Below are 21150 nucleotides of genomic sequence, written 5' to 3'. Positions count from 1 at the left end.
ATTTATGCAACGGCGCGCAAGCCTGCGATGGACGGAGATGCCCGACGGCGTCTTTCCGTCCGTCTGTTCCCTCGACTGTCCGGATCAATGCGGACTGCTCGTTCACAAAAAGGACGGCCGCATCGTCAAAATCGAAGGCGATCCGTCCCATCCGGTCACGTTGGGCGCGATCTGCAACAAAGTCCGCCATTTGACGGAGCGGATTTACGATCCGAAGCGGCTCGCCTACCCGCTTAAGCGGACGGGGCCGAAGGGCGAGGGGAAATTCGAGCGAGTCGGTTGGGACGAAGCGCTGAAGACGATCGCCGGGCGCTGGAAGGAGTTGATCGCGGAGTCCGGGCCGGAGGCCATTTTGCCCTACAGCTTCTACGGCAATATGGGGCGGATCGGAACCGAAGGGATGGACCGGCGGTTTTTCCACCGGCTCGGGTCGTCGGAGCTGGAGCGGACGATTTGCGAATCGGCCGGCACGGAAGGCTACCGCTACACGATGGGCGGAAGCTACGGCACGGACCCGGAGGATACCGTTCACGCGAAGCTCATCGTCATGTGGGGCATCAATGCGGTCTCGACGAACATGCACCAGGTAACGATCGCGGAAAAAGCCCGCAAAAACGGCGCGACCGTCGTCGCCATCGACGTTCATCGCAACCGCACCGCGCGCTGGGCCGACTGGTTCGTTCCGATCCGGCCCGGCACCGACGCCGCGCTCGCCCTCGGCATGATGCACGTGCTGTTCGCGGAAGGGCTTGCGAACGAAGCCTTTTTGCGCGAATATACCGTCGGGCACGAAGAGCTGCGCGAGCACGTACGGCAGTACGATCCGCTTGCGGTTTCGGCCATTACCGGCGTCCCCCCGGAAGACATCGTGCGGCTGGCGAGGCTTTACGGCGGGACGAAGCCGGCCTTCATCCGCATCGGCAACGGCCCGCAGCACCACGACAACGGCGGCATGTGCGTCCGGACGATCGCTTGCCTGCCCGCGGTTACCGGCTCCTGGCTCGACCTGGGCGGAGGAGCGATCAAAGGCAACGGCGGGCACGTCGCCCACAACGACAAGGCGCTGACGCGCCCGGATTTGCGCCGGACGAAGCCGCGCTCGGTCAACATGAACCGGATCGGCAGCGCGCTGCTCGAGCTCGACCCGCCGATTCGCTCGCTGTACGTGTACAATTCGAATCCGGCGATCGTCGCCCCGGACACGAACAAGGTGCGCGAGGGGCTCAGGCGGGAGGACCTCTTCACCGTCGTGCACGATCTGTTTTTGACGGAGACGGCCGCGTACGCGGACATCGTGCTGCCGGCGACGTCGTCGCTGGAAAATACCGATTTTTATCATTCCTATTGGCATCATTATGTGCAAATTCAGGAGCCGGTAATCGCGCCGTACGGCGAAAGCAAATCGAACGTCGAGACGTTCCGCCTGCTGGCCGAAGCGATGGGGTTCGAGGACGAGGCCTTCCGGGATACGGAGGACGATCTGATCCGACAGGCGCTGAACGCGCCGTTCAACCCCGCCTATGACGGCATTACGCTGGAGCTGCTGCGGGAGAAGCCGTTCGTCAAGGTTAAGGCGAGACCGCCCCTTCCCGGCAAGCTGCGGACGCCGAGCGGCAAAATCGAGCTGTATTCGAAGGCGATGGAGCGCAAAGGGCTGCCGCCGCTGCCTACGTTCGTTCCGCTCGCGGACGACGGAGAGCTGCCGTTCCTGTTTATTCCGGGACCGAACCACAACTTTTTGAACTCGACGTTTTCCAATAACGCGAAGCACGCGCAAATGGAGAAATCGCCGAAGCTCGTTTTGAACGAACTGGACGCGGCCGAGCTCGGCATTGCCGACGGGGATGCGGTGCGCGTATGGAACGCCCGGGGCGAATGCGAGCTGACGGCTTCGGTCGGGCGCGACGTTTTGCGGGGCGTGGCCGTAAGCCTCGGCTTGTGGGCGGACGGCCCGGACGGCAAGCGCGCCGTCAATGCGCTGACGCCGGACCGGCTGGCGGACATGGGCGGGGGCGCGGCGTTTTTTTCCGGCAGAGTCGGGGTCGCCAAGATCGGGGCCGGAAGCAGACGTGACGGAGCGTGAGCGTAAATTGGAAAATCTGCCCAAACGTTTGACAAACCCCCTTTTTTGATATAATTTTAGACTAAGTATAATTATCAAAGGAGGGGCAGTCCATGACGAGAAAAGGATTGACTGCGCCGCGCAAGCTTGTGCTCGATATCATCAACGACTCGCACGACCATCCGACGGCCGCGGACATTATCGACCGGCTCAAAGCGGACGGCCGAAGCGTCGCCTATGCCACCGTATACAATTCGCTCCGCTTTTTGACCGACGAAGGGCTCATTCGCGAACTGAAGCTTCAGGGCGACGCGAGCCGTTACGATGCCCGGACGGAAGACCACCATCATATCGTGTGCACGTCCTGCGGGCGGGTGGACGAGGTGATGACGGAAACGCCCGCGGAATGGCTGAAGCGAATCGAGGTCGAGACGGGCTACGACATAACCGAGGAGCAATTTTTGTTCAAGGGAGTGTGCGCGGAATGCAAAACCTCGAGACCGAACAAGTAAACGGGCCCTATGGAGCATACTGCGAAACGACGCGGCGGATCGTCATCATCAGTCCGTTTCCCGGAAGGCTGCAGGGGCTCGTTTCGGAACTGACGGAAAAATGCTACGACGTGCTCGTGTTTCACCATGAGCGGGAGCCGCTGCTTGCGAGCCTTCATCCCGACCTGATGATCGTCGACCGCACGGTGGCACCGCTCGAGACGGACGGAAACGAGGCGCCGCCGCCGGCCGGATCGGTCCTGTACTTGGTCGGGGACCGGTCGGAGGCTCCCCCGAACGCCGCGTATGTCCACCCGTGGCCCGGTCCGCTCGAGACGGCGGTCGAACGCATTCAGATTTTGGTCGAAAGCCGCGAGCCGGTGTCCAGCACGGAGCTGGCGGATATGCTCGCGTTTCGGGACATCCGGATGGACCTGAAAAAAATGACCGTGCACAAAGGCAGCCAAAAAATCGAGCTCACGCGCATGGAGTACGATTTGCTCAAGGCGCTTCTTTCGGCCGACGGGGTTATGTCGCGGCAGGGGCTGATGGAATCGATCTGGGGCGAAACCTATTTCGGGGGCAGTAATTCGATCGACGTCCATATTAAAAGCTTGCGCAAAAAGCTCGGCGACGATCCCCGCAATCCCGGCTACATTTTGACGGTCAGGGGCATCGGATACCGCATCGCCGACTGAAAAAACAGAAGGCATATCGCCGCCCGGCGCCGTTTCATGAAACCTTCATGATGTCTTCATTCCATCTTCATGAAAGGTCGACCGGCGGATGATATGCTATTTTTGTAGACATCGCTTATACTTAATCTAAATATAATAAGGAGTGGAGTTCATGCGGAAAACGATTATTATCGGCACGGGCCCTGCGGGGCTGACGGCGGCAATCTACTTGGCAAGAGCGAATTTGAACCCGCTCGTCATCGAAGGGCCCGAGCCTGGCGGCCAGCTGACGACGACGACGGAGGTTGAAAACTTCCCCGGCTTCCCGGAAGGGATCATGGGGCCGGAGCTGATGGACAACATGCGCAAGCAGGCCGAACGGTTCGGCGCCGAGTTCATCCGCGGATGGGTGACGAAAACGGACCTGTCCAAACGTCCGTTCGCCGTAACCGTCGAAGGAATGGGCGAGCTGCAGGCGGAAAGCATCATCGTTTCCACCGGCGCGTCGGCCAAGTACCTGGGCATTCCCGGCGAGAGGGACAACGTCGGCCGCGGCGTCAGCACGTGCGCGACATGCGACGGATTTTTCTACCGGGGCAAAAAAATCATCGTCGTCGGCGGGGGAGACTCCGCGATGGAGGAAGCGAATTTCCTGACGCGCTTCGCTTCGGAAGTCGTGCTGGTGAACCGCCGCAACGAACTGCGCGCCTCGAAGATCATGCAGGACCGGGCGCGCCAAAACGAGAAGATCAGCTGGAGCTTGAACCGCACCCCGCTTGAGGTCGTGGCGAGCGAAACCGGCGTGAAAGGCCTGAAGGTTCGCAACAACGAGACGGGAGAGGAAGAGCTGATCGAAGCCGAAGGCGTCTTCGTCGCGATCGGCCACAACCCGAACACGAAATTTCTGGACGGTCAACTGGAAACCGACGAGGTCGGCTATCTGGTCGTCAAGCCGGGCTCGACGGAAACGAATATTCCGGGCGTGTTCGCTTGCGGCGACGTCCAGGACAACAAGTACCGCCAGGCGATCAGCGCCGCCGGAACCGGCTGCATGGCCGCCCTCGATTGCGAACGTTTTTTGGAAACCGCGGAAGCCGAGGCGCAAGCCGCAGCCGTTAACTAAAAGGAGGAACCCGCCATGTCGAACCCGACCGTTATCATTTACACGAGCACGCACTGCGTCTATTGCAAAAAAGTAAAGTCGTTTTTGGCCGAGCAAAACGTCGCCTTCGAGGAGCGCAACATCGACCTCGACGAGAAGTATGCCGAAGAACTGTGGAATTCGGGCATGCGGTCGGTGCCGGTCACCGTCATCGGCGAGCGCAAAATTTTGGGCTTCAACCAAACCGAACTGACCCGCGCGCTGGAAGAACTGAAAGCCTGAGGACCAGTCGGCCTTGATTGCAACTATACACTTTCATCTTAGGAGGATGACATCATGACCTTGCATACCGTACAATATCCGTTCGCCAAAGTCGGCACGCCCGCCCCTTCGTTCAAGCTGCTTTCGACCAAAAACATGGAGACGCTCGAAGAAACGGTCTCCCTGGAAGATTACCGCGGCAAATGGCTCGTCTTCTTCTTCTGGCCGTATGACTTCACGTTCGTTTGCCCGACCGAAATCGTCGGCTTCAGCGACGCTTACGACCAATTCAAAGAGCTGAACTGCGAAATCGTCGGCGCTTCGGTCGACAGCGTGCATACGCACCGCGCCTGGATCCAGACGCCGCGCGACGCCGGCGGCATCGGCGACATCCGCTTCCCGATCGCGTCCGACTTCACGAAGGAAGTCGCCCATGCCTACGGCATTCTCGACGACGCGTCCGGCGCCGCGCACCGCGGTCTGTTCATCGTCGATCCGGAAGGCGTGCTGCGCTACCAGGTCGTCACCGACATGAACGTCGGCCGCAGCGTCGACGAGACGCTGCGCATTTTGCAGGCGCTGCAATCCGGCGGCCTGTGCCCGGTCAACTGGAAGCCCGGTCAGAAGACGCTGTAAGAGCGGCGCGCTGCAACAGTCCGTCCTTAGCGGGCCCCATTTTCCGCAACGAAAGAACGCCCTTTGCCTGGCTAATCATGCCAAGCAGAGGGCGTTTTTTTGCGTATAGGCATTGAATGTTTGTTGACAGTTCCGATGACGCGTTATATCTTTGTTACTAAACATAACGCATATAACGAATCCAGAGGGTGGCAATCTTGATGACAGGCGCAAACCTAGTCCAGTCGCAGGCGATGAAGCTGTCTTTGAGCGCCGGGATGAGACAAAGCCTCCAAGTCCTTCAATGTTCGTCAGAAGAGTTGACATCGCTGATTTACGAACAACTTTGGAACAATCCGATGCTGGAAGAAGCGGCCGGCGGGAACGACCTTTCGGGCTTTGACGGCTATTTTGACCGCCGGGATCCGGGGGGGAGGACGCGAACCGCCGGCTTCGAGGAGTGGGGAGCGCAGGCGGGCCCGGGCGACAGTCTGGAGGCCGTGCTGACGGAACAACTGAATTTTTCGGTCGATCGGCGTTCCGTCCTGTATCGGGCCGCCGCTTTTATTATCGGAAATTTGACGGATGCCGGCTATTTGACGATGACGGTGGCGGACATGGCGCATGCGCTCCGGATGCCGGAGACCGAAGTGGAGAAGGCGCTCGTCGCAGTGCGAAGCTTCGAGCCGGCGGGCGTCGGGGCGTACGGACTTCGCGACTGCCTGCTTCTTCAGCTCGGACGGCTGGAACAAAGGAATGAATTGGCCGAGCGGCTTGTCGAGAGCTGCCTGACGGATCTGAGCGAGGGAAATATCGGGAAAATCGCCGCGAAATTGAAGGCGCCGGCCGAACGGCTCCGGGATGCGATTCGCCTCGTCCGGGGCTGGATCCCCGCCCCGGAGCCCGGTTTGCGCGGGAGCGGACGTCTTATATCGTTCCCGACGCCGTCATTGTTCGGCGGCAGACGGGATATGCCGTTTATCTCCATGCCGGGGCTTATCCCCGGCTCGTCATCGCGGACGGCTACGCCTCCATGCTGCGGACGAACGGCGTTTCCCGTTCGGTACGAACCTATCTGCAGGAGTGCCGACGGGCCGCCGCGCAATTTATCGGGAGCATCGAACAGCGGGAACAAACCCTTCTTCGCGTCATCGGAGAGATTGTCGTGCGGCAGGAGGAATTTCTGGGCCGGGGCCCCGGTCATCTGAGGCCGCTGTCTCTTCAGGATATCGCGCGTTCGTTGGAGCTGCACGAGTCGACGGTGAGCCGGGCCGTTCAAAGCAAATACGTTTTGACCGACCGGGGGTGCTGGCGCTTAAGAGCTTTTTCTCGTCCAGCCTGCGCAGCATCTCCGGCGAATCGTCGCAGGATGCGGTCAAAGGGAAAATCAAGCGGCTGATCGGCTGCGAAGACCGAAATAAGCCGTTGTCCGACCAGGCCCTGTCCGATCTTCTTGCCGCGGAGGGCATCGCGGTCGCGCGGAGGACGGTCGCCAAATACCGGGAGGAGCTTGGCATCGGCAAGACCTCCCAGAGGCAGCATTTGAGAGGAGGGTGAGAAGTTGGAAAACATCCGCATCGCGGTGATCGCGGGGACGCGGGAAACGGGGTCCATGCTTTGCAGGCAGCTGGACGAGCTGTTGGGCGCCTATATGACTTTTTATCCGTATCCGGTTACGGACTGGCACGAGGGCGAAGAGATGGATCTCGTCCTGTTCAGCTCGCATATCCTTTTTACCCGTCACCCTCCCTTGCACAGCGGCGCCAAGCTCACCGACGTGCTGATCATCAAGCGCACGCTGACCCGAGCGGGATGGGAATTGATCCGCAAGCTGCCGCCGGGCAACCGTTACTTGGTCGTCAACGACGAGCGCGACTCGGTCGTCGAAACGATCTCGCTGCTTTACGAGTCCGGTCTCAGGCAAGTGGACCTGCTGCCCTACTACCCTGGCGTGCCGGACATTTACGATGTCTCCGCTGCCATTACGCCGGGCGAAGCGCATCTTATCCCGGACTCGGTCAAGGAAACGATCGATATCGGGCCGCGCGTGGTGGACGTCAGCACGATTGTCGAAATTCTGACCCGCTTCAATCTGCTGAATCACGAGACCCGCAAGCTGCTGGACGAGTACGGAGAGCGGATCGTATCGCTCAGCCAAGGCTTGCAGCAAACGATGCACCGGCTGATCGACGCCAAAAATTTGTTCGAGGAAACGCTGAATATGGTGCAGGACGGGGTGGTGACGTACGACGAGGGAGGCTCGATCACGTTCGTCAACCGGACGGCGGAGGAAATCTTCGGGGAACCGGCACCGTCGTGGGCCGGCCGAACGATCGGCGAACTGTTTGGCGGCCACGGCCTTGACCGCGCGTTGCTGGATTCTCCCGAGGAACTGAAGGATCGGCTGCTCACGGTGGGCAAGCAGGCCGTCATTGTCAACAATATGCGCATTCTCGGACGAGGAGGCCATTCGGAGAGCGTCCTCATCTTCAAGATCGCCCAGAAGGTCGAGGAGCTGGAGCTCAAGCTGCGCACCCAGCTGCGGGACAAGGGACACGCGGCCAAATTTTCGTTCCGCGACATCGTGACTTCTTCCGAACAAATGCTCCGCATCATCGCAAGAGCCCGGAAGATGGCGGAAAGCGAGCTTAGCGTGCTGATTCTCGGCGAAAACGGAACGGGAAAGGAATTGTTCGCCCACTCGATTCACAATCATTCCCCGCGCGCCTCTTTTCCCTTTATCGCGGTCAATTGCAGCGCGCTCTCCGAGAATCTGCTGGAGTCGGAGCTGTTCGGCTATGAAGACGGCGCGTTCACGGGCGCGCGGCGGGGAGGCAAGCCGGGGCTGTTCGAGCAGGCGCACCGGGGAACGATTTTCCTCGACGAGATCGGAGACATCAGCCCCGCTCTCCAGACAAGGCTGCTTCGCGTGCTGCAGCAGAAGGAAATTATGAAGGTGGGCGGGACGAAGGTGCTTCCAGTCGACGTGCGGATTATCGCGGCCACCAATCGCGATTTATATCAGATGGTCAAGGAAGGCCGGTTTCGGGAGGATTTGTATTATCGTCTGAAAGTGCTTCATATCGAGATTCCGCCGCTCCGCGAGAGAAAGGCGGATATTCCGCCGCTCGTCCGCTTCTTTCTGGAAAGAAGGGGCGTCGACCGCGAGCCGGGCCCCGGCTTCATGGCGGCGCTGGCCTGTTACGAGTGGCCGGGAAATATTAGAGAACTGGAGAATACGATCGAATACATGATGATTATGAGCGAGGGAGAATTTTCCGTAGAGGAGCTTCCGTTCGCCATCGAACAGCCTGCCGGAGACGCTGCGCCCATCGGGACGGTCGCGCGTCCGGCCCCGGACGCGAGGGCGGTTCCGGCCGCTTACATGGAGGAAGGCCGACTCGAACGCGCGATTCTCGAGTTGATCCTGAAAGCGCAATTGGCAGGCCGCCCTGCGGGAAGACGGAACCTCATCAAGCTTGCGGAGAGCGAAGGCTTGCTGATTGCCGAAAGTCAAATGCGGCATTGGATCGGCGTTCTGAACCGGCGGGGGCTGGTGGAGGTTCGCATCGGCCGGGGGGGCTGCCGTTTGACCAGAAAAGGGTACGAGCTGCTGAACAGTCGATAATGACGGCGGAAGCCAAAGATGCCTTTGAATCTTCAAAAGGCATTTTTTTGTTCCCTTAATAAACGGGACAAACAGGATAAATGAGATAAAACGGGATTAATGGGAGGAAGGCGAAGGGGCGAAGCGGGACGGAAAGAGCCCGTTATTTTGGAAGAAAGGTTGCGGGGCGGGAATGAAGCGCGATAATCCGCGTTTTTTGACAAAAAAGATTGCGTTTCAATGCGTTGGCACGATTCTTGCTTGAATAATGGTGCAGGCATTTTTAAAGACGAGAGGTGACATCAGCTGAATATGACAATGCCACTCGGACTGGACGAAGAGCGAATCGCCGCTCTGGCCAGCCATCTGATCCGGTTCGAAACGACGACGCCCGAGCGGATCAACGCATGCGCCGATTATTGCGCGGACTGGTTGGAACAAGGGGGTGTGAACGTTAAAGTTTACGAGAATCAAGGCCTGAAAAGCGTAGTGGCCTCCGTCGGATCGGGGTTGCCCGTCATCATGCTGAACGGCCACCTGGACGTCGTGCCCGGAGAGCCCGACGACTTCGCGCCTCGCGTGGAAAACGGCAGACTGTACGGCCGGGGCAGCTATGACATGCTGGGAGCCGTCGCCAGCATGATGGTGCTGATGACGGAACTGGCGAAGGACGTGCCGGATTGCACCGTCAAGCTTGCGCTCGTGCCCGACGAAGAGAGCGGGGGCGAGAGGGGGACGGGCTATCTGGTCGAGCAGGGAGAGGTAGGAGATATCGCCATCTGCGGGGAGCCGACGGATCTGAACATCGCGCTGCAAGCCAAAGGCATTCTCCAGCTCGTCGTCGAGGCGACGGGCGTCGCCGCCCACGGAAGCCGGCCTTGGCTCGGCAAAAACGCGATACTCGAAGCGCTGCGGCACTACGAGAAAATCGCTTCGATGCGAATATTCGAAGAGAGCACGCCTTACTTCGAACGTCCGTCGCTCAATCTCGCCAAAATTCAGGCAGGTACGGTGTTCAATCAGGTGCCGGACCGCTGTACGTTCGGCGTCGATATCCGTTATTTGCCCGGCCAGAAGGCGGACGACCTGCTTCGGATGATCCGGCAGGCGCTGCCCGACGCCGAGATCAAGGTCCATTTTCACGGCTACCCGGTCGACACGACGGCGGAGCACAAGCTCGTCCGAAAACTGCAGGCCATCGCCGGAACTTCCTTTTTCGGACAAGACGGCTCTGCCGATACCCGGTTTTACGCTCTGCATGGCATTCCGGCCGTCGAGTTCGGACCGGCGGGCGCCCATCACCACGGCCCCGGCGAATATGCGGACATTCCGTCCCTTGGCCGCTACAAGCAAATTCTGAAGCAATTCATTAAACAAGCAAAGGATGATAGGCATGAAATTCAAGGATAAGGTCGTCATTGTCACGGGAGCGGGATCCGGCAACGGACGTTCGATTGCGCTGCGTTTTCTGAAGGAAGGAGCGAAAGTCGTCATCGCGGATATCTCGGAAGAGGGCGCGCGGCAGACGGCGGAGCTTGCGCCCGAACCGGCGAATGCGGCAGTCGTCCTGGCCGACGTGACTCGAAAAGCCGATGTGGAGCGGATGATCCGGACGACGGTCGAAACGTTCGGCGGACTCGATATTTTGGTCAACAATGCCGGCATCGTCGCGTTTACGGAATTTCTGGAACTCTCCGAGGAGGAGTGGGACAAGGTTCACAACGTCAATCTGAAGGCGCCGTTCCTCTGCTCCCAGGCGGCCGCCAAGGCGATGATCGAGGCGGGCGTCAAAGGCAGAATCGTCAATATCACCTCCGTTGAGGCCCATCGCATCGTTTCGAGCAGCGGACACTGCCAGCCGCACTACAATTCCTCCAAAGGCGGCCTGAACCTTTTGACAAAGGCGATGGCGCTCGAACTGGCCCGTTACGGAATTACGGTCAACGCCGTTGCGCCAGGCGTCGTCGAAACGCCGTTCACGGCGAAGGGACTGGAGAATCCGGACGTTAAGGCCTGGGTGCTTGAACGCATTCCGGCGGGTCGGATCGCGGTGCCCGACGATATCGCCAATGCCGTGCTGTTTCTGGCGCAGCCCGAATCCGAATATGTAACGGGCACGACCGTGTTTGTAGACGGCGGCTGGACGATTCATTAACCGCACACGCAACAGAAAAGAGGGAGAACCGAACATGAGCAGATTGGATTTGGCGCAGCTGGCGCGAATGGCGGAAGGCGGGGAGATTCGCTCGGTGGTGATCGCGGCGGTCGATATGCAGGGGAAGCTGTTCGGCAAAAGAGTGCCCGTCTCTTATTTTCTCGAGGAGGCCAAAGACGGCATCCATACGTGCGCCTTGAATTTTGCCTGGGATGTGAGCCTTAACTTCGGCGCATTCGACTATTGCAACTGGGATACCGGGGTGCACGATATAAAGACGGTGCCGGATCTGACGACGCTGCGGCCGTATCCGTGGTCGCCCAAAACGGCGTTCGTGCTTTCGGACACGTATGAAAAGGACGGTTCGGAGGTTGCCGTAGCGCCGCGCAATATGTTGAAAAAACAAATTGCCGAGGCGGCCTCGATGGGCATAAAAGCCTTTGCGGCATCGGAGATCGAATTTTACGTATTCAAGGAAACTTCGGAGACCGTCCGCGCCAAAAACTTTACGGACCTGAAGCCGTTGTTCGAATATCCGATCGACTATTCCATTTACCGGCTGACGGTCGATCACGGGTTTCTCGGCATGCTCGTCGAGAACCTGGAGGCGGCGGGCGTGCCGATCGAGGCGTTGAAGGGCGAATGGGGCAAGGGACAAATCGAGTTGAACGTCCGGTATGCGGAGGCGCTGGAGATGGCGGACCGGACGGCCATATACAAAAACGGAATCAAGGAGATGGCGGCGCTGAACGGGCTGATGGCGACGTTTATGGCGAAGCAGGACGCCGGAGATTCCGGCAGCAGCGGCCATACCCATATCAGCCTGTGGGATTCGGAAGGCGAAACCAACCTGCTGTCCGATCCCGAGGGGGAATGCGGACTATCGGAAACGGGCCGTTATTTCCTGGGCGGCATGATGGCGCTCGCGCCGGAAATGATGCTGTTTTACGCCCCTTATATCAATTCGTATAAGCGTCTTGCGGACTTCGGTTCTGGCGCGCCCAACACGATAAGCTGGGGCATCGACAATCGCAGCACGTCCTTCCGCTTCGACGGCAAAGGCCGATCGGCCCGATTCGAGAACCGCGTGCCCGGAGCCGACGCGAATCATTATCTCGTGCTGACGGCCATGCTCGCCTCCGGCCTGTACGGCATCAAAAACCGGATCGACATTCCGGCGCCGGTCAAGGGCAACGCGGGAACCCAGGCGGTTCCGCTTCTCCCGTCCAGCCTGATGGAGGCCCGCGACAATCTCGAACGAAGCGAGGCGGCCAGGTCGCTGCTCGGCGACGCGGTCGTCAATCATTATCTGCAAGCCGCGAAGCTCGAGATCGACGATTTCTCCAAGGCGGTCACGGACTGGGAGCGCAAGAAGTATTTCGAATTCATTTAAGCCGCAGAAGGACGCGGGCCGATCGCGCGCAGACGCCGCGGCCGGCGAAGGAGGAGCACGAATGAAAACGCCAATAGAGCTGGATCGATACAGTTGCAACTGGATCGGCGGAGAACGGGTTCAAGGCACGGCGGCAATGGAAGTGGAAAATCCGGCAACCGGAAGGACGATCGCCCGGGTGCCCGATCTGGAGGACGAAGCCGTCGATCGCGCGATAGAAAGCGCCGGGCAGGCATTCGATTCGTGGTCGCGGCTGCCGGCGGGCGTTCGAGCGGGTTATCTGAACGAATGGGCGCAGCGCCTGCTCGACCATTCGGAGGAGCTCGCCAGCTTGCTGACCCTCGAGCAAGGCAAGCCGCTCGTCGAGTCGCGCGGCGAGATCGCGGGCGCGGCGGCGATCATCCGCTGGTATGCGGAAGAAGGAAAGCGGGCTTACGGCGAAATTATCCCCGCCTCCAACGAGGGGCAGCAACTGCTCGTATACCGGGAGGCGGCCGGCGTCGTCGGCCTGATCACGCCGATGAATTTCCCGGCGGCGACCGTGGCTCGCAAGGTCGCTCCCGCTCTGGCGGCCGGCTGCACCCTCGTCTTAAAGCCGGCCGAGACGACGCCGCTTACCGCCATCGCCTTGTTCGACCATTTGATGGCGACCGGCATCCCGGCCGGAGCGGCCAATCTGGTCACGGGCGAAGCGGCCCGCATCGGCGCCCGTTTGATGGCCCATCCGGCGATCCGAAAAATTTCGTTTACCGGGTCGACCCGCATCGGGAAGCTGCTCATGGAGCAGGCCGCCCGGACGGTTAAAAAGGTGTCGCTGGAGCTGGGCGGCAACTCGCCGGTCATCGTCTTCCCGGATGCCGATCCGGAAAAAGCGGCTGCCGACATTGTCGCGAACAAGTTCGAAAACTGCGGTCAGGTATGCAACGGCATCAATCGGATTTATGTTCACGAGGACATCCGCGATGCCTTCGTCGCCGCCCTGCTCTCCCGCGTGCGCCGTCTTCGGACGGGCCCGGGCTTGTCCGAAGGCGCGGATGTAGGTCCGCTGATCAGCGGCGCTGCGCTCGCCAAGGTCGAGCGTCTTGTCGGCGACGCCGTCGCCAAGGGCGGCGAATTGCTGGCGGGCGGCCGCCGGCTGCAGGCGGAACCGTATGCGGACGGCTACTTCTATGCGCCTACGCTGATTGCCGGGGTCACGGGAGAGATGGACATCGCGCGCGAGGAGATCTTCGGTCCGGTCGCGCCGGTGCTGGCGTTTCGAACGGAGGAGGAGGTCGTGGCGGCCGCCAACGACACCGACTACGGACTTGCTGCTTATGTATATACGCAGAATTTCGCGCGCATTCACCGCATGATTCGGGTATTGAAAACAGGCAACATCGGCGTTAACGGAACTTCGCTCGCCTACCCGCAGGCTCCGTTCGGCGGGGTGAAGGAGAGCGGCATCGGCAGGGAAGGCGGCCGTCAGGGGCTTGAGGAATACACGGTGCTGAAGTACGTTGCCCTGACGACGGAGTGAGCATATGACCGGATACCGTCTCCCGGATGAACAGGCGGCCGCCCGCGCGCTCAGAGTGGTGTTCCGCAACTCCCCGGACGCTTTGCTGCGAATCGTCGGAGTGCTGAACCGCAGCGGCATCGCGCTCGTAAGCATGGAATTGCAGCCCGCGGCCGAACCGGGCGTCTTTAGACTGGATCTGGGCGTGAAGCTGTCGGCGCGCGACTGCCGGCTGCTTCGCGAACGGCTGCGCAAGCTCATCTCGGTGCTCGGCGCGGAAGAAAAAGACGCCGGCGAACCCGAAGGCGGCGCGCCCGGCGACGGCGTGGGCCTGTCGGAGCACAGCGGTTCCCGAAGCGGGGCCGATACAGGCTGCGGTTGAAAAAGGGCCGGGGCCTGCCGCCCGGATCGATGTACAGGAGGGGATACACATGGCAACGCTCACGATTCGCGCGATCGTACGCAACCGGCCGGGGGCGTTGGCGGCCATCTCGCAAGTGATCGCTTCGTTCGGCTGCAACATCGAGCGCGTGATCGTCGTGCGCTCGCGCAATCCCGGTCATGCGCGCCTGAAGCTCGACGCCTGCTGCGGCGAGCAAGAACGGTTGGACTCGTTGCTTGCGGGGCTGGAAGGGCTGAAGGATGTCGTGCGAATCCGGGCAAAGGCGGCACGAAGCGGCTCCGCCGCTTATTGGATTGTCGCCTACAGCTTGTTCGTCGCGATTTTAGGAATTAATGTGGCTTCTCCGCTGTATGCGGTATACAAGCAGATGTGGGCGCTGACGCCCGGGACGGTAACGCTCGTCTATGCGGCCTACGCCTTTGCGGTTATCCCCTCCATCGTGCTGTTCGGCCAGTTATCGGACCGGCTCGGATCGCGCGGCATTCTGATCGGCGGCCTGATCTCCGCGATGCTGGGCTCGCTCTTCCTGGCGCTGGCGGACGGTCTGCCGCCGTTGCTGGTCGCGCGGTTGTTTCAAGGGTTGTCGGCCGGCATGTTCAATGGCGTGGCGATTGCGGCGATGACGATTTTGCACCGGGAGCGAAGCCGCAGCAAGGCGGCCTATGCGGCGGCGATCGCGGTCACGGCGGGCAACGCGCTCGGACCGGTCTTGGGCGGCGCTTTGGCGCAATACGGTCCTCTGCCGACGCAGCTGCCTTATTTCGTTCATATTCTGCTGACATTGCCCGGCTTTGCCGGTTTGCTGTTCGTCCGCATCGGCCCGGACGGTGCCGGGCAGAAAGCGAATCGCCTGCGCTGGCCCGCGGTTCCGGCGCAGGCGAAGCCCGCCTTCTATCCGGCGGCGCTGACGTCCTTCATCGCCTGGGGAGTGATCAGCTTGTACATGTCGGTGATTCCATCTTCGATGGAGGCATGGACGGGAAGGTCCAGCCTGTCGGCCGCAGGCGTCGCGGCCGCCCTGGCGATGGGCGTTTCGGCGGCGAGCCAGCCCCTTCTGCGGTTTCTGTCTCCTCTGAGAGGGGTCATGATCGGCTTCGGCTGCATCGCGGCCGGATTGGCGCTGCTCATCGTCGCGTTGTCGCATCCGACGCTTTGGATGCTGATGCTGTCCACCGTTTGCGTCGGTCTCGGTCACGGTCCGCTGTACGCCGCGAGTCTGGCGGCCGTCAATGCGGCGGCTCCCGACGGCATGAGGGGCGATCTCGTCTCCGTTTTTTACGCGATGACGTATCTCGGCGTCGCCGTTCCGGTTCTCGGTCTTGGCTATGCGACGTCATGGATCGGGCTGACGGCCGCTACCGCGGCGTTCGCTTGCGCGATGGCGGCGCTGGCCGCGCTGGCCGGGCGCGGTTGGTTCAACTTGTACAGGAGGGATTGAACAATGATTTTCGAACGCATGGAGTTGGACGATTACGAGCAGGTGCTGTTCTGCCAGGACAGGCGTTCGGGACTGAAGGCGATCATCGCCATTCACGATACGACGCTGGGACCTGCGCTCGGCGGCACAAGGATGTGGAATTACGCGAGCGAGGACGAAGCGCTTGAGGACGTGCTCCGCCTCGCGAAGGGGATGACGTACAAGCATGCCGTATCCGGACTCGATCTAGGGGGCGGCAAGGCGGTCATCATCGGGGATCCCCGCCGGGACAAAAGCGAGGCGATGTTCCGCGCTTTCGGCCGCTATATTCAAGGTTTGGGAGGGCGGTATATAACGGCCGAGGACGTCGGAACGACGGTCGAGGATATGGACACGATCCGTCTGGAAACGAGCTATGTCACCGGCGTCTCGCCGACCTTCGGCTCGTCCGGCAATCCTTCGCCGGCTACGGCGTTCGGCGTCTACCACGGGATGAAGGCCGCGGCGCACGAGGTTTTCGGCTCCGACCGGCTTGAGGGCAAGGTCGTCGCGGTTCAAGGCGTCGGGAATGTCGCCTACCACCTGTGCCGCTATTTGCGCGAGGAGGGCGCGAGGCTCGTCGTCTGCGATATTAACGAGCATCAGGTTCGCCGGGCGGTCGAGGAATTCGGGGCGAAGGCGGTGGATCCGGCCGATATTTACGATGCGGCATGCGATATCTACGCGCCTTGCGCGCTCGGAGCCACGATCAACGATGAGACGATTCCCCGGCTTAAAGCCAAAATCGTCGCGGGGTCTGCCAACAACCAATTGCAGGAAGAACGCCACGGCCGCATGCTGTACGAGCTTGGCATCGCTTATGCGCCGGATTACGTGCTCAATGCCGGCGGCGTCATCAACATCGCCGACGAGCTGAACGGCTACAATCGGGAGCGCGCTTTCCGGAAGATCGAGGAGATTCGATTCGGCATCGCCCGCATTTTTTCCATTTCGAAGGAGTTGGGAATCCCGACCGATCAGGCGGCCGCCAGGCTTGCCGAAGAACGGATCGCCGCGATTCGCAGCGCGAAAGGCATTTTCGTGCGGGAAGAACTGAACGCGCTCGGCAGACGATAACCAGGCTTGCCCCCGGCGGGAACCGACCATGAACGGGAGACAGGCAACAAATAGAAGGAGAAGGAGAGGCGCTGTATATGTCCGAAGTATCCAAATCGAGGGAAAACGCTCTTCCGATTCGTCCGATTTCCGATTCGTCCCGGCTTTCCGAAGGGGATTCGGCGACCGGGTACGCCCAAGAGTTGAAGCGAACGCTAACATTCAAGGATCTCGTCGTATTCGGCCTGATCACGATGCTGCCGATCGCGCCGACGCAGGTATATGCCTCCGCCTCCATAGCCAGCGGCGGCATGGCTCCGCTCGTCTATCTGGTCGGCGTCGTCGCCATGATCTTTACCGCGATGAGCTACGCTTCCATGAGCAAGGAATTTCCGATCGCGGGCTCGGCGTACTCGTTCGTGCAGCGGGGAATGAATCCGCATATCGGGTTTCTGACCGGCTGGATTATTATTATGGACTATCTGATTATCCCGGGAATGCTGATCGCTTTCTCCAATCTTTGGCTGTCTGCCGCATTGCCCGGCGTTCCGAACGGGTTGATGATCCTCGTCTTTACGCTCATTATCACGATCGTCAATGCCAGGGGCATCTCTCTGACCCGATGGGCGAGCTATCTGTTCCTGATCTGCCAGCTCGGTCTGATCGCCATCTTTGTCCTGTGCGCGCTCAAATACGTCCTGATCGACGGAAACGGCATGGGCCATTTCTCCATCGCGCCGTTTTATCAGCCGGGCAAAATCGACCTGCAGCTTATCGCCACGGCCGCTTCCATCGCGGTGCTCGGGTTTATCGGGTTCGACAGCATCAGCACCCTGTCCGAAGAAACCCGAAATCCGACCCGCACGGTCGGACGGTCCGTCGTCGCTTCGCTGGCGCTCATCGGCATGCTGTTTCTCATGCAATCCTATATGGCCTCGCTGGCGCATCCCGAATACGGCGATCTCGACCCGGGAATGGGGTATTTCGACATCATGCGCGAGGTAGGCGGCGACGGTCTGTATTACGCCTTTATCGTCGTCGGCGTCGTCTCGGTCGGCATCGCCAACGCGCTGACCGTCCAATCCGCCATCTCCCGCGTCATCTTCTCGATGAGCCGGGACAAAATGCTTCCTTTTTCCGGTTTCCTGGCCAAGGTTCATCCGAAGTTCAAGACCCCGGCCAATGCCACCCTGTTCGTCGGGGCGGTGTCGATCCTCGTCGCCTTGTTTCTTTCGCTGGATTTCCTGGCCAGGCTCGTCAACTTCGGGGCCATGACGACTTACATGCTGCTGAATCTTGCCGTCGTGACGCACTTTTTCTTTCGCAAAAAGCAAAGAAGCGGCTTCGACGCCTTCCGGTATCTGATCTCGCCGCTGATCGGCTTCTCGGTCATCGCCTTCATCTGGAGCGGCTTCGATTCGAAGACTCTGTATATCGGCTTCGCCTGGCTGGCGATCGGAGTCGTCTACGGCTTTGTCAAGTCCAAAGGTTATAAAGAGGTGCCGCCCGTACTGGGCGACGTTTGATCGTCCGTCAGACACGCGGTCAAGCGGAATCGGATTCGGGGAGAGGACGTCCGAAATGGCGAAGTCTATTCGTTTAACTTTTTTTGCAAAAAACCTGCTGATTTCCTTCCTGAGCATCGCGATCGTCGGCGCCGTGCTGACGGCGTCGGGAGTGGCGATGCAGAAGCGGATGACGACCGACTATTTGTACGAGCAAGCCTACGGGATTGCCGCCATGGCCCTGCTGCCGCTGAATGCGGAGGACGTTGCGAAGGCGATCGCGGAGCCCGGCTTGGACCGCGAGCCGGTACGCCGTCTGACAGAGCGCCTGACGACCATTTCGGCGGTCAATCCGAATGTCGCCCAGGCTTATCTTTTTTCCGCCGCGACCAACGCGAACGGAGAGGTTACAGTAATCGCCACGCCCGATCATATCGCGGAAGCGGGACTCGTTTCGGGGACGACCTACGAAAATCCGGAGGCGGTTCAACAGGCGATCGATACGGTGGTCGCGACGAAGAAAGCGTCGCAGACCCCGATTTACAAGGATCAATACGGGGACTGGATCAGCATCGTCGAGCCTGTGCTGGACGAGGAAGGCAACGTCGCGGCCGTACTGGGAGTCGATATGAGCGCCTCCCTCATCCGCGAGAACGCCCGCCGGATTCAGACGTTGTCGCTGCTTGTGATGGCGGCCGCGCTGCTCGGCATGATGATCGTCCAGTTCTTCCTCACGAGGCGCACGCTCGCCCCGGTCAGAGAGCTGTTCGCGGCGATCGGACAAGTGAGCGAGGGCCGGCTGGACGTGTCGCTGCGAACCGACCGGAAGGACGATTTCGGGGAACTGAACGTCAAGTTTTCGGAAATGGTCGGAGAAATGCGAAGCATCATAAAGGGCGTACAGGAAAAGGCGGTGCTGGCAGCGGACGCTTCCCGCGATCTGGCCGATCGGGTGCGCAGCGACAAAAACGACTACGAGCGGAATGCAGCGATTATCCGCGAGGTGCTGGGCGGAGCGCAGGCCCAAAACCAGGCGGCCGGCGAAAGCGCGCGGGTGATGGAGGAGATGGCGCAAGGCATCCAGGACATCGCGCGGCTTGCGGGCCAGGTTATGGAGGCTGCCGGCGGGATGAAGGAAAACGCGGGCGAAGGCCAAAATGCGATCGAGCGAGTCGTCCGGCAAATGACCGGCATCAGCCGGAGCGTCAACGAATCGTCCGATATCGTCCGGATGCTCGACGAGCGTTCGCGCCAGATCGGGAATATCGTAAAAGGGATTTCGGACATCGCGTCCCAGACCGAACTCCTCGCGCTGAATGCGGCCATCGAAGCCGCCCGCGCAGGCGAAGCCGGCAAGGGCTTTGCCGTCGTCTCGGGAGAAGTCCGCAAGCTGGCCGACCAGTCCGCCAGCGCCGCCGGGGACATCGCCAGCATCACGTCGCAGATTGCGCATGAAATCGGCGAAGCGGTTCATTTGATGCGGCAGGGCCTTGAGGAGGTAAACGGCGGCATGCAGGTGACGAGAGAGAGCAGCGAGGTGTTTGACGGCATCTTCGATGCGATCCGCGACGTATCCGCGCAGACCGAGGATATGTCCGCCATTACGGAACAGATGTCGGCGGGGTCCGAAGAGGTGGCGGCTTCCGTGCAGCAGTTGGCCGCAATCGCGAAAGTTTCCGCCGACGGAGCGGCCCGGATGGCGGCGGGGACGGAGGAGCAGATGCTCCGCCTGGGGCTATGGCGGAGTCGGCGGACAAGCTTAACGAAATGTCCGCCGAGCTGACCCGGCTCGTATCCCGTTTTCAGGTTTGACTTTACCGCAGGTTAAGGCGATAGCGCAAAGGCAAAGACGATGAAGGCTCCCGACATGCGGGTGCCCCATCGTCTTTGCTGCGCTTTGCGGAGCGCTTGACCGGAAGACAAGTTCCCGAAAACGAGAAAACGGAGCTTCGGGAATAAAAATAAAAAATTCGGTCTTGCCAAGATTATATATAATATATAATATAGATTATAGAATATGGTGTAAGAGAATATGACATCCCTAAAGATGCCGAACGGCAAACCAATACGGGAAGGTGATAAGGAGTGAAGCCTATCGTTACGAGGCCGCCCTTTATGGACAAGCAGAACATCAGCCACGATCTGGTCGAATATTTCAAGCAGCTGATTTTAAGCGGGGAGTTGAATCCGGGAGACCGAATCGTCGAAACGAAGTTTGCCCGCGAGCTCGGCATCAGCCAGACGCCGGTCCGGGAGGCGATGCACATCCTGGCCGGAGAAGGCGTCGTGACGATCGTGCCGAACAAAGGGCCGGTCGTGAACGAACTGCAGCGGAGCGACGTGTTCGAAATCTATTCGCTTCGGGCGGCCATCGAGGGGCTGGCCATCCGCATCGCGACCCAGATCGCGCCGCAGGCGGCGATCGACGACCTGGAGAGCTTTTACTCGGAAATGAAGGCGAAGCTGGACGACGATTCCGTCGAAACGCTGCTGCCCGACTCGCTGTTCATTCACCAGTCGATCATCAAGCTGTCCAATCACGCGCGGCTGATCCATACCTACGAATCGATCTCGTTCCAGATTTCGCTCGTGAACCGGATTCTCGGCTCGAATTCGACCAAAGAAAAAGAAGTCGAGCAGCATCTCGAGCTGATCGAGGCGCTCAAGGAGCGGAATCCCGACAATGCGGAAAAAATCATGCGCAAGCACATTTACCGCTCGTACCGCGAATTCATCGAGCTGGACGAGGACAAGCATTGGGAGGACGGAGAGACGCTCTGGTTTTGAGCGGGCGCGCTTCCGCCGATCCTCCGGGCGCCTGGCGGATCGGAAGGGAAGCCTGCCATTTCGTTGAAGAGGGAGGGGCATA

The 21150-nt window shown here is 60.2% G+C and carries 17 protein-coding genes and 1 pseudogene; all 18 read left to right on the top strand.

Annotated elements, in window-relative coordinates:
* Positions 1–4: 4 nt before the first annotated feature.
* The 18 genes and pseudogenes from JW799_RS01180 (at position 5) to JW799_RS01090 (ending at position 21068) form a co-directional block, all read left to right on the top strand.
* Entirely contained in the window at positions 5–2083 is a 2079-nt protein-coding gene (locus JW799_RS01180) for a molybdopterin-containing oxidoreductase family protein (protein ID WP_205428338.1), read from the top strand.
* Positions 2084–2175: 92 nt separating this feature from the next.
* A complete protein-coding gene (locus JW799_RS01175; protein ID WP_205428336.1) occupies positions 2176–2574 on the top strand; it encodes a Fur family transcriptional regulator in 399 nt (132 codons plus the stop codon).
* Complete coding sequence (locus JW799_RS01170; protein WP_205428334.1) at positions 2547–3251, top strand: winged helix-turn-helix transcriptional regulator; 705 nt, start codon at positions 2547–2549, stop codon at positions 3249–3251. The genes JW799_RS01175 and JW799_RS01170 overlap by 28 nt, the downstream gene beginning before the upstream one ends.
* A 151-nt stretch (positions 3252–3402) precedes the next feature.
* Entirely contained in the window at positions 3403–4353 is a 951-nt protein-coding gene (gene trxB / locus JW799_RS01165; protein ID WP_205428332.1) for a thioredoxin-disulfide reductase, read from the top strand.
* A 15-nt stretch (positions 4354–4368) separates the two neighbouring features.
* Entirely contained in the window at positions 4369–4614 is a 246-nt protein-coding gene (locus JW799_RS01160) for a glutaredoxin family protein (RefSeq protein WP_205428330.1), read from the top strand.
* A gap of 54 nt (positions 4615–4668) precedes the next feature.
* Complete coding sequence (locus tag JW799_RS01155) at positions 4669–5229, top strand: peroxiredoxin (RefSeq protein WP_080836502.1); 561 nt, start codon at positions 4669–4671, stop codon at positions 5227–5229.
* A gap of 200 nt (positions 5230–5429) precedes the next feature.
* Positions 5430–6765: pseudogene (locus tag JW799_RS01150) on the top strand (RNA polymerase factor sigma-54); the annotation flags it as partial.
* Between the two features lie 4 nt (positions 6766–6769).
* Positions 6770–8836, top strand: a complete 2067-nt coding sequence (locus tag JW799_RS01140) for a sigma-54 interaction domain-containing protein (protein ID WP_205428324.1) — start codon at positions 6770–6772, stop codon at positions 8834–8836.
* A gap of 291 nt (positions 8837–9127) precedes the next feature.
* A complete protein-coding gene (locus JW799_RS01135) occupies positions 9128–10225 on the top strand; it encodes a M20 family metallopeptidase (protein ID WP_205428322.1) in 1098 nt (365 codons plus the stop codon).
* On the top strand, positions 10209–10970 hold the full coding sequence (locus JW799_RS01130; RefSeq protein WP_205428321.1) for an SDR family NAD(P)-dependent oxidoreductase: 762 nt from the start codon (positions 10209–10211) through the stop codon (positions 10968–10970). The genes JW799_RS01135 and JW799_RS01130 overlap by 17 nt, the downstream gene beginning before the upstream one ends.
* Before the next feature lie 34 nt (positions 10971–11004).
* Positions 11005–12363 carry a glutamine synthetase family protein gene (locus tag JW799_RS01125; protein WP_205428319.1) on the top strand — a complete coding sequence of 453 codons (1359 nt, stop codon included), beginning with the start codon at positions 11005–11007 and terminating at the stop codon, positions 12361–12363.
* A gap of 61 nt (positions 12364–12424) precedes the next feature.
* A complete protein-coding gene (locus tag JW799_RS01120) occupies positions 12425–13882 on the top strand; it encodes an NAD-dependent succinate-semialdehyde dehydrogenase (protein WP_205428317.1) in 1458 nt (485 codons plus the stop codon).
* 4 nt (positions 13883–13886) lie between these two features.
* Positions 13887–14243, top strand: coding sequence for an ACT domain-containing protein (locus JW799_RS01115; protein ID WP_205428316.1), 357 nt, complete (start codon positions 13887–13889; stop codon positions 14241–14243).
* A 49-nt stretch (positions 14244–14292) separates the two neighbouring features.
* Positions 14293–15702 (top strand): MFS transporter, encoded by a 1410-nt coding sequence (locus JW799_RS01110; protein ID WP_205428315.1) that lies wholly within the window; start codon positions 14293–14295, stop codon positions 15700–15702.
* Between the two features lie 3 nt (positions 15703–15705).
* A complete protein-coding gene (locus tag JW799_RS01105; RefSeq protein ID WP_205428314.1) occupies positions 15706–16797 on the top strand; it encodes a Glu/Leu/Phe/Val family dehydrogenase in 1092 nt (363 codons plus the stop codon).
* A gap of 77 nt (positions 16798–16874) precedes the next feature.
* On the top strand, positions 16875–18302 hold the full coding sequence (locus JW799_RS01100) for an APC family permease (protein WP_205428313.1): 1428 nt from the start codon (positions 16875–16877) through the stop codon (positions 18300–18302).
* A gap of 55 nt (positions 18303–18357) precedes the next feature.
* Positions 18358–20064, top strand: coding sequence for a methyl-accepting chemotaxis protein (locus JW799_RS01095; RefSeq protein ID WP_205428312.1), 1707 nt, complete (start codon positions 18358–18360; stop codon positions 20062–20064).
* A 332-nt stretch (positions 20065–20396) separates the two neighbouring features.
* On the top strand, positions 20397–21068 hold the full coding sequence (locus tag JW799_RS01090) for a GntR family transcriptional regulator (protein WP_080836526.1): 672 nt from the start codon (positions 20397–20399) through the stop codon (positions 21066–21068).
* The last annotated feature ends 82 nt before the right edge of the window (positions 21069–21150 follow it).

Origin of the sequence: Cohnella algarum (assembly GCF_016937515.1) — a bacterium.
Classification (GTDB): Bacteria; Bacillota; Bacilli; order Paenibacillales; family Paenibacillaceae; genus Cohnella; species Cohnella algarum.
This window is presented reverse-complemented; position numbering and strand designations above follow the sequence as displayed.

Coding starts and splice junctions, on each gene's coding strand:
- JW799_RS01180 (WP_205428338.1), top strand. CDS start 5: ATGCAACGGCGCGCAAGCCTGCGATGGACGGAGATGCCCGACGGCGTC.
- JW799_RS01175 (WP_205428336.1), top strand. CDS start 2,176: ATGACGAGAAAAGGATTGACTGCGCCGCGCAAGCTTGTGCTCGATATC.
- JW799_RS01170 (WP_205428334.1), top strand. CDS start 2,547: ATGCAAAACCTCGAGACCGAACAAGTAAACGGGCCCTATGGAGCATAC.
- trxB (WP_205428332.1), top strand. CDS start 3,403: ATGCGGAAAACGATTATTATCGGCACGGGCCCTGCGGGGCTGACGGCG.
- JW799_RS01160 (WP_205428330.1), top strand. CDS start 4,369: ATGTCGAACCCGACCGTTATCATTTACACGAGCACGCACTGCGTCTAT.
- JW799_RS01155 (WP_080836502.1), top strand. CDS start 4,669: ATGACCTTGCATACCGTACAATATCCGTTCGCCAAAGTCGGCACGCCC.
- JW799_RS01135 (WP_205428322.1), top strand. CDS start 9,128: ATGACAATGCCACTCGGACTGGACGAAGAGCGAATCGCCGCTCTGGCC.
- JW799_RS01130 (WP_205428321.1), top strand. CDS start 10,209: ATGAAATTCAAGGATAAGGTCGTCATTGTCACGGGAGCGGGATCCGGC.
- JW799_RS01125 (WP_205428319.1), top strand. CDS start 11,005: ATGAGCAGATTGGATTTGGCGCAGCTGGCGCGAATGGCGGAAGGCGGG.
- JW799_RS01120 (WP_205428317.1), top strand. CDS start 12,425: ATGAAAACGCCAATAGAGCTGGATCGATACAGTTGCAACTGGATCGGC.
- JW799_RS01115 (WP_205428316.1), top strand. CDS start 13,887: ATGACCGGATACCGTCTCCCGGATGAACAGGCGGCCGCCCGCGCGCTC.
- JW799_RS01110 (WP_205428315.1), top strand. CDS start 14,293: ATGGCAACGCTCACGATTCGCGCGATCGTACGCAACCGGCCGGGGGCG.
- JW799_RS01105 (WP_205428314.1), top strand. CDS start 15,706: ATGATTTTCGAACGCATGGAGTTGGACGATTACGAGCAGGTGCTGTTC.
- JW799_RS01100 (WP_205428313.1), top strand. CDS start 16,875: ATGTCCGAAGTATCCAAATCGAGGGAAAACGCTCTTCCGATTCGTCCG.
- JW799_RS01095 (WP_205428312.1), top strand. CDS start 18,358: ATGGCGAAGTCTATTCGTTTAACTTTTTTTGCAAAAAACCTGCTGATT.
- JW799_RS01090 (WP_080836526.1), top strand. CDS start 20,397: ATGGACAAGCAGAACATCAGCCACGATCTGGTCGAATATTTCAAGCAG.